This window comes from Pseudomonas sp. 10(2024), assembly GCF_045164175.1.
GTDB lineage: Bacteria > Pseudomonadota > Gammaproteobacteria > Pseudomonadales > Pseudomonadaceae > Aquipseudomonas > Aquipseudomonas alloputida.
Window position 1 is genome coordinate 5,823,914 of the sequence record NZ_CP174006.1, and the last position, 13,972, is coordinate 5,837,885.

The following is a 13,972-nucleotide window of genomic DNA, read 5'->3' on the forward strand; positions in this document are numbered from 1 at the left end:
TCCTCGATTAACCGATGTAGATCATTTCAAAGTCGCTTTTGCCGACACCGCAGTCGGGGCACAGCCAGTCTTCAGGCACATCCTCCCAACGGGTGCCGGGGGCGATGCCGTCGTCGGGCCAGCCTTCGGCTTCGTCGTAGATCAGGCCACAGACAATACATTGCCACTTTTTCATCAGGTCTATTTCCTCGGTTCAGGCTGGGGCTTGTGTTGCTGCTGATGGCCTCTTCGCGGGCAAGCCCGCTCCTACAGTGACCACGCAGGCCTGGCGGGCTTGCCCGCGAACAGGGCCAGCGCGCAATGCGTGGGGGCTTTGTAGCGGCCCTGCCGGCAGTATGCAAGCAGTTGGGGCAATCATGCTAAGCTCGCCGCCTCTCTGGCTGTAACAAAGCATACCGACGTGTCGTACGAATCCCCGCAAGCAGCCGCTGTCGCGTGGCTGCCGTATTCACAGCTGGCGACCGACATCGACCAGCCCACCCTTGACTGGCTGTTCGACGAGGGCTCGCTGACCCGCCGCCTGACCCGTCTGTCCATCGATCACTTTTCCGTCACCCCGTTGTTCGAGGGCTGGCAGCCGCTGCGCGATGACGAATGCCAGGCGCTGGGCATCGCTGCCGGCGCCGAAGGCTGGGTGCGCGAAGTGTATCTGCGCGGCCATGGCCAACCTTGGGTATTCGCCCGCAGCGTGGCCAGCCGCAGCGCCCTGGAACGCGGAGGACTGGACCTGGAAACCTTGGGCAGCCGCTCGCTGGGCGAGCTGCTGTTCTGCGACCAGGCGTTTATCCGTCATCCACTCGAAGTGTGCACTTATCCACAGGCCTGGCTGCCGCCTGAAGCTGCACATGCGGCGCTTTGGGGCCGCCGCTCGCGCTTCGAGCGCAACGGCCTGGACCTGCTGGTGGCAGAAGTGTTCCTGCCGGCATTGTGGCAAGCGGCCAAGGAGGAAAACCGCTGATGTACCTGCAACTGCTCAAGTCACTCAACCGCCTGCACCCACGGGCCTGGGACTTCGTCCAGCTCAGCCGCATGGACCGGCCGATAGGCATCTACCTGCTGTTGTGGCCGACCCTGTCGGCAGTGTGGATTGCCGGCAATGGGTCACCCACCCTGGCCAATGTGCTCATCTTCGGCCTTGGTGTAGTGCTGATGCGCGCGGCCGGCTGCTGCATCAACGACTTTGCCGACCGCAAGGTTGACGGCCACGTCAAGCGCACAGCAGACCGCCCCTTGGCCAGCGGCCGGGTGCGGCCACGCGAGGCGCTGACACTGTTCGCGATTCTGGTCGGGGTGAGTTTCCTGCTGGTGCTGTGCACCAACAGCCGCACTGTCTGGCTATCGTTCGGGGCGGTGGCCTTGGCGTTCTGCTACCCGTTCATGAAGCGCTACACCTACTACCCGCAGGTGGTGCTGGGGGCGGCGTATTCGTGGGGCATTCCCATGGCTTTCACAGCCGCTGGCGGTGAACTGCCGGCCGGCGCCTGGCTGCTGTATATCGCCAACCTGCTGTGGACGGTAGGCTACGACACCTACTACGCCATGGTCGACCGCGATGACGACCTGAAGATTGGCGTGAAATCCACCGCGATCCTGTTCGGCGACGCTGATCGCAGCATCATCCTGACCCTGCAGCTGCTGTCGCTGGGCTGCCTGTTGCTGGCCGGTAGCCGCTTCGACCTGGGTGGCTGGTTCCACCTTGGGTTGCTGGGTGCGGCGGCTTGCTTTGCCTGGGAATACTGGTCAACGCGCAAGCTGGACCGGGAATCGTGCTTCAAGGCATTTCTGCACAACCACTGGGCGGGGATGCTGGTGTTTATCGGAGTTGTGCTGGATTACGCGTTGCGCTGAGTAGTTTGGGGCCGCAGAGCGGCCCCGGCTACCTCAAGGCTTGGCAACGTGCCAGACGTCTTTCATGCCGTCACCGGTCATGTCACCGGCCTTCTTGTCCTTGATGAAGGTATACAGCGGCTTGCCGTCGTAAGCCCACTGCATCGAGCCGTCGTCACGCGTTACATGGGTCCATTTATCCTTCGGTGCTTCGTCTTCTTTCTTGACCATCAACGGTGGCCAGTTCTTGGCGCACTCGCCGTTGCACATCGACTTGCCACCCGCATCCTTGTCAAAGGTGTACAGGGTCATGCCGGCATGATCGACCCACATGCCATCCTTCTCCATGGCATGGTGGGCCAACGCCACCCCCGGCAGCGCCAACGCAGTGAATAGGGCCATCCAGCTCAGCGTATGTCGTGTCATTGGATTCACCATTGTTTCGGGGGGAAATGAGTTCGGGTTGCCATCAAAGCGGCCCTCTGTAGCCTAGTTCAGTCACGGAATGTCGCCAGAACGGCCAACACCCTGTCACACAGCTGCAATAATTCCGTTATCTAATGCGGGCCAAGACACCGAATCCAGGAGAGGTTTTGAGCATGGTAGGCAGGAACATTCTGATCGTCGACGACGAAGCGCCCATTCGCGAGATGATCGCCGTTGCCCTGGAAATGGCCGGCTATGACTGCCTGGAAGCGGAAAACTCCCAACAGGCCCACGCGATCATCGTCGACCGCAAACCGGACCTGATCCTGCTCGACTGGATGCTGCCGGGCACCTCCGGCATCGAGCTGGCCCGCCGCCTGAAGCGCGACGAGCTGACCGGTGATATACCGATCATCATGCTCACCGCCAAGGGTGAAGAAGACAACAAGATCCAGGGCCTGGAAGTGGGCGCCGACGACTACATCACCAAGCCGTTCTCGCCGCGTGAACTGGTAGCGCGACTGAAAGCCGTGCTGCGCCGCACTGGCCCGAGCGACAGCGAGGCGCCGATCGAGGTTGGCGGCCTGCTGCTCGACCCGATCAGCCACCGTGTGACCATCGACGGCAAGCCGGCCGAGATGGGCCCTACCGAATACCGCCTGCTGCAGTTTTTCATGACCCACCAGGAGCGCGCCTATACCCGCGGCCAACTGCTGGACCAGGTGTGGGGCGGCAACGTCTATGTCGAGGAACGTACCGTCGACGTGCACATCCGTCGCCTGCGCAAGGCACTGGGTGAAGCTTACGAGAATCTGGTACAAACCGTCCGGGGCACTGGCTACCGTTTCTCGACCAAGAGCTGATCGAGTTCCCGAGCGCCAAGCTGCACGTCGTTGTACAAGGACCGTCAATTGAACCAGAACTGGCACGCAACCCTGATTCGCCATCTGCTGTTGCTGATTACCGTCTGCCTGATCGGCGGGCTGGTCAGCGGCTACTACGGCTGGAGCCTGGCCATTGGCCTGGCGCTCTATCTGGGCTGGACCCTCAAGCAACTGCTGCGCTTGCACGACTGGCTGCGCAATCACCAACCCGACGAAGCACCGCCCGATGGCTACGGCCTGTGGGGCGAGGTATTCGATAGCATCTACCACCTGCAACGCCGCGACCAGCGCGTACGGGGCCGCCTGCAGGCAGTGATCGACCGGGTGCAGGAGTCCACCGCTGCGCTGCGTGACGCGGTGATCATGCTCGACAGCGACGGCAACCTGGAATGGTGGAACCGCGCCGCCGAGACTCTGCTGGGCTTCAAGACCCCACAGGACGGCGGCCAGCAAGTGACCAATCTGGTGCGCCACCCGCTCTTCAAAGAGTACTTCGAGGCAGAAAACTACCTCGAACCGCTGGAAATCCCTTCGCCGATCAATGACCGCATGCGAGTGCAGTTGCACATCACCCGCTACGGCAACAATGAACACCTGATGCTGGTGCGCGATGTCACCCGCATTCACCAGCTGGAACAGATGCGCAAGGACTTCGTCGCCAACGTGTCCCACGAGCTGCGCACGCCGCTGACGGTAATCACCGGCTACCTGGAAACCCTGCTGGACAACGTCGAGGACGTGAACCCGCGGTGGAGCCGCGCCCTGCAGCAGATGAGCCAGCAAGGCTCGCGCATGCAAACCCTGCTCAACGATTTGTTGCTGCTGGCCAAACTGGAAGCCACCGATTACCCATCGGACAACCAGCCGGTGGCAGTCGATGCCCTGCTCGCCGCCATCAAGAACGACGCCCAGGCCTTGTCCGGGCCGCGCAACCAGCGCATCAGCCTGGAAGCGGCGCCTGGCGTCAAGCTGAAGGGCAGCGAGTCGGAACTGCGCAGTGCCTTTTCCAATCTGGTGTTCAATGCGGTCAAGTACACCCAGGACGAAGGCAACATCCGCATCCGCTGGTGGGTCGATGCCCAGGGCGCACACCTGTCGGTGCAGGACTCGGGGGTGGGCATCGATGCCAAGCACTTGCCACGCCTGACCGAGCGCTTCTACCGGGTAGACTCCAGCCGTGCATCGAATACCGGCGGTACCGGGCTGGGGCTGGCAATCGTCAAGCATGTGCTGATGCGCCACCGCGGCAAGCTGGAAATCAGCAGTGTACCGGGGCATGGCAGCACCTTTACCTGTCACTTTCCGCCAGCACAATTGGCCAACGAAAAGGCTTGAGATTGGGGCTGCGGCGCAGCCCTTTGCGGGCATGCCGGCTGCCACTGGGCCCGCAATGAGTCCGCTGCCCTTTGCTTTTACAGCCCCAGCCGCTACATTGGATCCCCTGTGCCAGCAAAAGCTGGCACTTTTTTTCTCTCTATCTCAAAGACGGACCCCGAAAAAACTCCATCATGGACCCTTCCTCTGGTATTAGCCTCACCTCGCTATTCGCCGACTTCGGCATGATCATCTTTGCCTTACTGCTGGTGCTGCTCAACGGCTTCTTCGTTGCTGCAGAGTTCGCCATGGTCAAACTGCGCGCCACACGCGTAGAGGCCATCGCCGAAAAGCACGGCTGGCGTGGCAACATCCTGCGCAAGGTTCACAACCAGCTCGACGCCTACCTGTCGGCCTGCCAATTGGGCATCACCCTCGCCTCGCTGGGCCTGGGCTGGGTGGGTGAGCCCGCCTTCGCCCACTTGCTGGAACCATTGCTGGCCTATCTCGGCGTGGACAGCGCCGAGCTGGTCAAGGCGATCTCGTTCTTCGTCGCCTTCTTCGTCATCTCGTACCTGCACATCGTGGTCGGCGAACTGGCCCCCAAGTCCTGGGCTATCCGCAAGCCAGAGCTGCTGTCGCTGTGGACCGCCGTGCCGCTTTACCTGTTCTACTGGGCGATGTACCCGGCCATCTACCTGCTCAATGCCAGCGCCAACACCATCCTGCGCATTGCTGGCCAGGGCGAGCCTGGCCCGCACCACGAGCACCACTACAGCCGCGAAGAACTCAAGCTGATCCTGCACTCCAGCCGTGGTCAGGACCCAAGCGACCAAGGCATGCGCGTGCTGGCCTCGGCCGTGGAAATGGGCGAGCTGGAAGTGGTCGACTGGGCCAACTCGCGTGAGGACATGATCAGCATCGACGCACATGCGCCTCTGAAGCAGATCCTGGGCCTGGTGCGCCGCCACAAGTTCAGCCGCTACCCGGTGTACGACGCCGAGCGCGAAGAATTCACCGGCCTGCTGCACATCAAGGACCTGCTGCTGGAGCTGGCTGAGCTGGAGCACTTGCCAGAGACCATCGACCTGGAGGACCTTGCCCGGCCACTCGAACGCGTGTCGCGGCACATGCCGCTGGCACAGTTGCTGGAGCAGTTCCGTAAGGGCGGCGCGCACTTCGTGCTGGTCGAGGAAGCCGATGGCAAGGTGATCGGCTACCTGACCATGGAAGACGTGCTGGAAGTGCTGGTAGGCGACATCCAGGACGAGCACCGCAAGACCGAGCGCGGCATTCTCGCCTACCAGCCGGGCAAGCTGCTGGTGCGTGGCGACACCCCACTGTTCAAGGTCGAGCGCCTGCTGGGTATCGACCTTGACCACATCGAGGCCGAAACCCTGGCCGGGTTGATCTACGAGACGCTCAAGCGCGTGCCTGAAGAAGAGGAAGTGCTGGAGGTCGAAGGGCTGCGCATCATCATCAAGAAGATGAAAGGGCCCAAGATCGTCCTGGCCAAGGTGCTGAAGCTGGATTGATGGCCAAATCGGTCAGGGGTTGCCGGCAGTGAAATCCGGCAACCCGCTGATCGGTCTGTCGAAGCGGTAAGGTATCGATTCCAGCGCCAACCCCACATTGCGCTGCACCACAAAATGCAGGTGCGGCCCAGTGCTGTTGCCGGTATTGCCCGACTTGGCCAGCATCTGGCCCTGCCGTACCCGTTGCCCCTCCGCCACCACCACCGAACCACGCATCAGGTGAAGGTATACGCCCATGGTGCCATCCGGGTGCAAAATCCTGACAAAGTTACCCGAGGGGTTGGGGCCGCGCCCGCTCTGGCTGTTCTGCGTCTTCACCACCACCCCTTCCCGCGCCGCGATGATGGGCGTGCCTTCGGGCATGGCGATATCCATGGCGTAGCGCCCTTTGGGTCCAAAATGGCTGACGCGGCCATTGGGGCCCTGAGTGACGCGGAACGGCCCGCCAATCCACGGGAACGCATAGCGGAAGCCCTGGGGCCGTTTGCCCGGGTCACCCATGGCCTGCAGCAGGGTCGAACGGTAGTTCAGCAGCAGCCCGGGCCGCCCCCTGAGCACACTGAGCATCTGCGTGGTGCGGGGCGGCAGCAGCCGGCGCACGATACGCGGGGCATCGCCGCCTTGTGCGTTGACCAGGTTGTCCAGCCGCAACTCTACCTCTACCGGCACATGCAGCTCGTTTCGTGCCGAAAAGCTCACGCCACCGTCGAAGGTTTTCGCGTTCAGCAGTACCTGGCCTTCGAGCGTTTCGACCATGGGCTCGAGCAACACCAAGGGCTTGGCGCCGGGGCCAGGGCGATCGGAATAGGAGATGACACCGGAATCGTCGGTGATCTTGTAGAGGGTCACGCCCTGGCTCGACGCTGAGGCCATGAGCAATGCACAAAACAGCAGCAGGCGCGCGGGCATGATAGTGGCTTTTTGACAGTTATGATCTGTCGAAGCCTAGCAGCGGGTTTTACGGTAGGTATTGCAGTTGGTCGGATGGGGCAACTCGGGCTTGGGCAGAAGCAGCCTTGTGCTGCTCCTGCCCAAAGCATGGCGCGGGGCCGGGGTCAGGCACCGGGGGTGAAGTGCTTCTGCGCAGTGCCGCGGGCAATCAACCGAGACAGGTAGTCGAGCTTCTGGGCATCCTGGTCGACAAACTTGAACGTCAACTGCAACCAGTCACTGTCAGGTTTTGGCTCCAGCGCCGCGACAGCATGCAGGTAGCCGTTCAGGCGAGCGACTTCGGCACTTTCGCCCTGCTCCAGGTCCAGCACCGCACCTTCCAGCACCTGTGGCAGCGCTTCGTTGCGGCGTACCACCAGCAGTGCCTCTTTCAGGCTCAACGCCTTGATCACGCATGGCTGCATGCCACTGGCCAGGCGCAGCTGGCCCTGGCCACGGCCGCTCGGCGCGGGGGCGGCAGGTGCGGGCGCCGCGACCAAAGGCTTGGCCGGTGCCGGTGTCGGCGCCGCCACCTTGACCGCTTCGGGCTTGCCCGCAGTCAGCGCGTTCAACGAGTCGTTGGCAAACGCCGGGTTGGCTCGCGCCGGGCCGATGGCCATCAGGCTGTCGAGCTTACCGATCTTGGTCAGGGCTTTCTTTACCTTGGTCAGCAGTTGCTCGTTGGTGAACGGCTTGCCTACAAAATCGGAAACACCCGCCTGGATCGCCTGAATGACGTTCTCCTTGTCGCCACGGCTGGTCACCATGATGAACTGCAGGTTCTTCAGTGCAGGCTGCTGACGGCACCAGGTCAGCAATTCCAAGCCAGACATTTCCGGCATTTCCCAGTCGCACAGGACCAGGTCGAACGCTTCCTTGCCGAGCATGGCCATGGCCTTGCGACCGTTGATAGCGTCGTCGATGGCCATACCCGGGAAGGCATTACGCAGACACTTGCGGACCAGATCACGGATAAACGGGGCGTCATCCACGACCAGCACATTCACTTTACTCATCGATACTCCTTTTGAATCCCGACTAGCCTACTGCCAATGATGGCCACTTGCTACAACCTGGTCACGCCGGGACTTCTTCACATCGTTCGCGGGTGCCTGCCGGCTCTCGACCGCAAACGAAAACGCCCGGCCAAGGCCGGGCGTCGATGCTCGGGAGCAACCTTACTTATCGTCAGATTCACCCGGAACATTAGCCTTTTCGCCGTTGGCGACAGCAGTGCCCTGCACTTCTGCCGTCATGCGCTTGAGGCCCATGTGGCGCACGTCGGTGCCGCGCACCAGGTAGATCACCAGTTCGGAGATGTTGCGCGCATGGTCGCCAATACGCTCCAGCGAGCGCAGCACCCAGATCACGCTCAGCACCCGCGAGATAGAGCGCGGGTCTTCCATCATGTAGGTCACCAGCTCACGCAGCGCGGTCTTGTATTCGCGGTCGATGGTCTTGTCGTACTGGGCCACCGACAGCGCCAGGTCGGCGTCGAAGCGGGCAAAGGCGTCCAGCGCATCCCGGACCATGTTGCGCACCTGGTCGCCAATGTGGCGAACTTCGACATAACCACGCGGCGACTCGCCCTCTTCGCACAGCTGGATGGCGCGGCGGGCGATCTTGGTCGACTCGTCACCGATGCGTTCCAGGTCGATCACCGACTTGGAAATGCTGATGATCAGGCGCAGGTCCGAGGCCGCTGGCTGGCGGCGGGCGAGGATGCGCAAGCACTCCTCGTCGATGTTGCGCTCCATCTGGTTGATCTGCTCGTCAACCTCGCGTACCTGCTGGGCCAGGCCAGAGTCGGCTTCGATCAGCGCGGTAACCGCGTCGTTGACCTGCTTTTCCACCAGCCCGCCCATGGCCAGCAGGTGGCTGCGCACCTCTTCGAGCTCGGCGTTGAACTGCTGGGAAATGTGATGGGTAAGGCTTTCTTTGTTGATCATCGTTTTGTCCTTTGGTAGCGCGGCCCTGTAGGAGCGGGTTCACCCGCGAACACCGGCAACGCCGGTGCCAGACACCAAGGTGCCTGTTTCGCGAGCGGCGCTTAGCCGTAGCGACCGGTGATGTAGTCTTCCGTCTGCTTCTTCGCCGGGTTGGTGAACAGGGTATCGGTATCACCGAATTCGACCAATTTGCCCATGTACATGAACGCGGTGTAATCCGAAACACGCGCCGCTTGCTGCATGTTGTGGGTCACGATGACGATGGTGTACTTGGATTTCAATTCATAGATCAGTTCTTCGACCTTCAAGGTCGAGATCGGGTCCAGCGCCGAGCAGGGTTCGTCAAGCAGCAGCACCTCCGGCTCAACGGCAATGGTGCGGGCGATGACCAGACGCTGCTGCTGGCCACCGGACAGGCCCAGCGCCGACTCGTGCAAGCGGTCCTTGACCTCGTCCCACAAGGCCGCGCCCTTCAACGCCCACTCGACGGCTTCATCAAGCACGCGCTTCTTGTTGATGCCCTGGATGCGCAGGCCGTAGACCACGTTCTCGTAGATGGTCTTGGGGAACGGGTTCGGCTTCTGGAACACCATGCCCACACGCCGGCGCAGTTCGGCAACGTCTTCGCCCTTGCGGTAGATATTGTTGCCGTACAGGTTGATGGCACCTTCCACACGGCAACCGTCAACCAGGTCGTTCATCCGGTTGAAGGTGCGCAGCAGGGTCGACTTGCCGCAGCCGGATGGGCCGATGAAGGCGGTCACGCGCTGCTTCGGGATGTTCATCTGCACGTCGAACAGCGCTTGCTTGTCGCCATAGAACAGGCTCAGGCCTGGCACTTCGATGGCCACGGTTTCTTCAGCCATCCGCAGGCTCTGCTTGTTGCGGCCCAGGGCAGACATGTCGATGCCATGGGTGTGGGAATCTTGCTGCATGGTCAACTCCATACGCTATCAAGTCGTTTCAAAAGGGCCGCCCGGCTTACGGGCGGCACGCTTGCAATCAGGGTCAGCCGTCCAGCGCCTTGTACTTCTCGCGCAGGTGGTTGCGAATCCACACGGCAGAGAGGTTGAGGGTCGCGATCACCAGCACCAGCAGCAGCGCAGTGGCATAAACCAGCGGCCGCGCGGCTTCGACGTTCGGGCTCTGGAAGCCGACGTCATAGATGTGGAAGCCCAGGTGCATGATCTTCTGGTCCAGGTGCAGGTACGGGTAGTTTCCATCCACCGGCAGCGACGGCGCCAGCTTCACCACACCTACCAGCATCAGCGGCGCCACTTCGCCGGCGGCACGGGCCACGGCGAGGATCATGCCGGTCATCATGGCCGGGCTGGCCATGGGCAGGACGATTTTCCACAGGGTCTCGGCCTTGGTTGCGCCCAACGCCAGCGAGCCTTCACGCACGGTGCGCGGGATTCGCGCCAGGCCTTCTTCGGTGGCCACGATCACCACCGGCACCGCCAGCAATGCCAGGGTCAGCGATGCCCACAGCAGGCCCGGGGTACCCAGGGTCGGCGCCGGCAGCGCTTCGGGGAAGAACAGGCGGTCGATCGAGCCGCCCAGCACATAGACGAAGAAGCCCAGACCGAACACACCGTAGACGATCGCAGGAACACCGGCCAGGTTGTTCACCGCAATGCGGATAAGCCGGGTGACCGGGCCCTGCCTGGCGTATTCACGCAGGTACACGGCAGCCAGCACGCCGAACGGGGTAACGATCACGGCCATGATCAGGGTCATCATCACGGTACCGAAGATGGCCGGGAAGATACCGCCCTCGGTGTTGGCTTCACGCGGGTCGTCGCTGAGGAACTCCCAGACCTTGCCGAAGTAGGTGCCCAACTTGGTGAAGGCCGACATGCCGTTCGGCTGGACGGCATGCACTACTTTGCTCAGGTTGATTTCCACTTCACGGCCGTTGCCATCCCGGGCCACCAGGCTGTCGCGGGAGAACGCCTGGTGCAGGCCGGTCAGGCGGTCTTCGATAGCCTTGTAGCGGCTGTTCAGTTCGGCACGGTCGGCGTCCATGTCGGCCTGGGCGGCGGCGTCCAGCTTGCCGTCCAGCTCCAGCTTGCGCGCTTGCAGGCGCAGGCGCTCAAGGCCATGGTTGATGGCACCGATGTCCTTTTTCTCCAGCTGCTGCAGCTCGCTGTTGAGCTGGTTGGCTCGCTTGAGGCGGGCCTGCAGTTCGTTCCAGGCAGCCGGGCCTTCAGCAACCACGCGGCCTTGTTCCTTGACGCTGACCAGGTAGCCATAGAAGTTGCCCCACTCGCGGCGCTCAAGGGCCATCAGGTCAGCCGGGCGCTGTTCGTCGACCAGCCAGTCGCCGACCACCCAGGTAAAGTCGCTGCCGTTGAGGTCGCGGTTACCCACCTTGATCAGCTCGCGGGTCATGAACTCCGGGCCCTGGTCAGGCACTGGCAGGCCAGCCCCCTTCAGACGAGCACGGGGTACTTCCTCCTTCTGCACCACTTCGCCAATGACGACGTGATCGGCCTGGCCTGGCACCTTGTAGGTGGCCTGGACAAGATCGGCTGGCCAGAAGTGGCCCAGGCCGCGCACGGCGATCACCGCCAGCAGGCCGACGGTCATGATCACGGCCATGGCCACCGCGCCGCCGCTCATCCAGACGCCTGGGGCGCCGCTCTTGAACCAGCCTTTGAGGGAATCCTTTTTCACGGATCGCTACCTTTCTATCAAAGCGACGAGTATTTCTTGCGCAGACGCTGGCGAATCAGCTCGGCCAAGGTATTCATGATGAAGGTGAACATCAGCAGCACCAGGGCGGCCAGGAACAGCACGCGATAGTGGCTGCCACCGACTTCCGATTCCGGCATTTCCACAGCCACGTTGGCGGCCAGGGTGCGCATGCCCTCGAACAGGTTCATCTCCATCACCGGCGTGTTGCCGGTAGCCATCAGCACGATCATGGTCTCGCCTACCGCACGGCCCATGCCGATCATCAACGCCGAGAAGATGCCCGGGCTGGCGGTGAGGATGACCACGCGGGTCAGGGTCTGCCAAGGCGTCGCCCCCAGTGCCAGCGAGCCCAGGGTCAGACTGCGCGGCACACTGAACACGGCATCTTCGGCAATCGAGTAGATGTTCGGGATGACCGCGAAGCCCATGGCGATACCGACTACCAGGGCGTTGCGCTGGTCGTAGGTGATGCCTAAATCGTTGGTGATCCACAGGCGCATGTCGCCGCCGAAGAACCAGCTTTCCAGGTGCGGGCTCATGGTCAGGGCGAACCAGCCAGTGAACAGGATGACCGGAATCAGGATCGCCGCTTCCCAACCATCCGGTACACGCAGGCGGATCGACTCCGGCAACCGGCTCCAGAAGAAGCCGGCCAGCAGGATACCGATCGGCATCAGCAGGAACAGGCTGAACACACCGGGCAGGTGGCCTTCCAGGTACGGAGCCAGGAACAGGCCGGCGAAGAAGCCGAGGATCACCGTCGGCATCGCTTCCATCAGCTCGATCACCGGCTTGACCTTGCGGCGCATGCGCGGGGCCATGAAGTAGGCGGTGTAGATGGCTGCGGCAATGGCCAGCGGGGCGGCCAGGATCATGGCGTAGAACGCGGCCTTCAGGGTTCCGAAGGTCAGCGGCGACAGGCTCAGTTTGGGCTCGAAGTCAGTGTTTGACGCGGTCGATTGCCAGACGTATTTCGGCTCGTCGTAGTTCTCGTACCACACCTTGCCCCACAGCGCGCTGAACGAAACTTCCGGGTGCGGGTTGCGCAGGCTCAACGGCAACAACTTGCCGCCTTCTTCGATGATGATGCGGTTGGCGCGTGGCGACAGGGCCAGCGTGCCAGGGCCTTCGGCAGCCGGCTCTACCAGCAGGGTTCGGTGTGCAGTGCTGTGGAACACGCCCAGTTTGCCTTCGGCATCCAGGGCGATGAAGCCCTTGCGACGCTCTTCGGCGTCAATCTGCACGATCGGCGCCTTGCCCATCTGGAAGGTACGGATCTGCTTGAAGCGCGATTCGCCATCCGGGTCGCGGGCCATGAACCACTGGGCCAGCCCCCCCTTGGAGTCACCGATGATCAGCGAAATGCCGCCAACCAGCTGGGCCGTGGCAGTGATGTCGGTGTCGGCGCTATCAGACAACTTGTAACGGCCGTTGAGGCTCTTGTCGCGCAGGCTGAACACGTCGGCCGTGGCACGGCCGTTGATCACGTACAGCCAGTGCTGGCGCGGGTCGATGAAGATATTCTTCACCGTCTCGGTCATTTGCGGCAGTTCGATGCGGTTCTGCTCGGTGGTGACCTCTTCGGTCATCATGTTTTCCGTGCGGGTCAGCTCGACCACCTGCAGATGAGCACCGGTAGAGCCGGCAAGCAGCAGGGTGTCGCCATTGACGTTGACGCTGACGTGGTCCAGCGCACGCCCCTGCTCGTCAAGCACGAACGATTGCTCGCCGTACGGGTAGTCGATGCCAGGGCTGATGGTTTTCTTGTTGTCCGGGTAGGTGATCTTGTAGGTGTGCTGGAAAACCAGCGCCTGGCCATTGGACAGGCCCAGCACCACCAGCGCGCTGCCCGGCTGGTCAGTACTGATGGACGTGACCTGGGTGTCTGCCGGCACGGGTAGCTCGACACGCTTGAGTTCGTTACCGGTCTTGGTATCGAAGAACAATGCCTGGCCCTTGTCCGAAACACGCATCCCCACCTGATTCTGCTCTTCAAGCGCGATCATCAGTGGCTTACCGGCATCCTGCTGCAGCCAGGTCGGCTCCAGGGCTTTCTTGCTGGTCAGCTCGGCGCCCTGGAACAGTGGCAGCACCACATAAGCCAGGTAGAAGAAGATCAACGTGATTGCCGCCAATACGGCAAGCCCGCCTACCAGCACATACCAGCGGGTCAGGCGGTCCTTGAGCGCGCGCATGCGGCGCTTGCGTTGCAACTCGGGCGTATTGAAATCAATGCGCACGGGCTGGGAGTTTTGGGTCATGTTGGAATTGGCCAGATCATTCATGCGCACACCCTAGCGGTCCCGTGTGACAAAAACATTACAAAGTGGTGACGCGCGAAAGCCCGCCGCACAGGGGACCTGGCTTCGGACTGGAAATTCGTGGAAGAGGCCGGGCAGTGGCACCG

13 protein-coding genes are annotated in these 13,972 nt (G+C 62.2%); 5 read left to right on the plus strand and 8 right to left on the minus strand.

The window, feature by feature from the left end:
• Window positions 1–7: 7 nt before the first annotated feature.
• Window positions 8–175: a rubredoxin gene (locus ACI7M0_RS26290; protein WP_129933588.1), complete on the minus strand. Its 168-nt coding sequence runs from the start codon at window positions 173–175 to the stop codon at window positions 8–10.
• Between the two features lie 225 nt (window positions 176–400).
• Here ACI7M0_RS26290 and ACI7M0_RS26295 point away from each other — a divergent pair, with 225 nt between their 5' ends.
• Window positions 401–958 (plus strand): chorismate lyase, encoded by a 558-nt coding sequence (locus tag ACI7M0_RS26295; RefSeq protein ID WP_020192143.1) that lies wholly within the window; start codon window positions 401–403, stop codon window positions 956–958.
• Complete coding sequence (gene ubiA, locus ACI7M0_RS26300) at window positions 958–1,848, plus strand: 4-hydroxybenzoate octaprenyltransferase (RefSeq protein WP_004575206.1); 891 nt, start codon at window positions 958–960, stop codon at window positions 1,846–1,848. The genes ACI7M0_RS26295 and ubiA overlap by 1 nt, the downstream gene beginning before the upstream one ends.
• Before the next feature lie 33 nt (window positions 1,849–1,881).
• Here the strand turns inward: ubiA and ACI7M0_RS26305 are convergent, their stop codons facing one another.
• Complete coding sequence (locus ACI7M0_RS26305) at window positions 1,882–2,253, minus strand: hypothetical protein (protein WP_020190123.1); 372 nt, start codon at window positions 2,251–2,253, stop codon at window positions 1,882–1,884.
• A gap of 173 nt (window positions 2,254–2,426) precedes the next feature.
• On the opposite strand from ACI7M0_RS26305, the gene phoB reads away from it, so the two are divergent.
• The 3 genes from phoB (at window position 2,427) to ACI7M0_RS26320 (ending at window position 5,986) form a co-directional block, all read left to right on the plus strand.
• A complete protein-coding gene (gene phoB / locus ACI7M0_RS26310) occupies window positions 2,427–3,116 on the plus strand; it encodes a phosphate regulon transcriptional regulator PhoB (RefSeq protein ID WP_003253341.1) in 690 nt (229 codons plus the stop codon).
• A gap of 48 nt (window positions 3,117–3,164) precedes the next feature.
• Complete coding sequence (gene phoR, locus ACI7M0_RS26315) at window positions 3,165–4,472, plus strand: phosphate regulon sensor histidine kinase PhoR (protein ID WP_020190122.1); 1,308 nt, start codon at window positions 3,165–3,167, stop codon at window positions 4,470–4,472.
• A 173-nt stretch (window positions 4,473–4,645) separates the two neighbouring features.
• Window positions 4,646–5,986 carry a hemolysin family protein gene (locus ACI7M0_RS26320; protein ID WP_129933586.1) on the plus strand — a complete coding sequence of 447 codons (1,341 nt, stop codon included), beginning with the start codon at window positions 4,646–4,648 and terminating at the stop codon, window positions 5,984–5,986.
• Between the two features lie 12 nt (window positions 5,987–5,998).
• Here ACI7M0_RS26320 and ACI7M0_RS26325 read toward each other — a convergent pair whose 3' ends face one another.
• The 6 genes from ACI7M0_RS26325 to ACI7M0_RS26350 all read right to left on the minus strand — a co-directional run bounded on the left by ACI7M0_RS26325 (window position 5,999) and on the right by ACI7M0_RS26350 (window position 13,850).
• Window positions 5,999–6,895 (minus strand): peptidoglycan DD-metalloendopeptidase family protein, encoded by an 897-nt coding sequence (locus ACI7M0_RS26325; RefSeq protein WP_010955815.1) that lies wholly within the window; start codon window positions 6,893–6,895, stop codon window positions 5,999–6,001.
• A 146-nt stretch (window positions 6,896–7,041) separates the two neighbouring features.
• Window positions 7,042–7,932 (minus strand): response regulator, encoded by an 891-nt coding sequence (locus ACI7M0_RS26330; RefSeq protein ID WP_020190120.1) that lies wholly within the window; start codon window positions 7,930–7,932, stop codon window positions 7,042–7,044.
• Window positions 7,933–8,094: 162 nt separating this feature from the next.
• On the minus strand, window positions 8,095–8,865 hold the full coding sequence (gene phoU, locus ACI7M0_RS26335; protein WP_003253329.1) for a phosphate signaling complex protein PhoU: 771 nt from the start codon (window positions 8,863–8,865) through the stop codon (window positions 8,095–8,097).
• A 101-nt stretch (window positions 8,866–8,966) separates the two neighbouring features.
• The gene (gene pstB / locus ACI7M0_RS26340) at window positions 8,967–9,800 is read right to left on the minus strand and encodes a phosphate ABC transporter ATP-binding protein PstB (RefSeq protein WP_003253327.1); all 834 of its coding nucleotides are present in this window, start codon (window positions 9,798–9,800) and stop codon (window positions 8,967–8,969) included.
• 73 nt (window positions 9,801–9,873) lie between these two features.
• On the minus strand, window positions 9,874–11,490 hold the full coding sequence (pstA, locus tag ACI7M0_RS26345) for a phosphate ABC transporter permease PstA (protein WP_172830966.1): 1,617 nt from the start codon (window positions 11,488–11,490) through the stop codon (window positions 9,874–9,876).
• 71 nt (window positions 11,491–11,561) lie between these two features.
• Window positions 11,562–13,850, minus strand: coding sequence for an ABC transporter permease subunit (locus ACI7M0_RS26350; RefSeq protein ID WP_104962826.1), 2,289 nt, complete (start codon window positions 13,848–13,850; stop codon window positions 11,562–11,564).
• Between the last annotated feature and the right edge of the window lie 122 nt (window positions 13,851–13,972).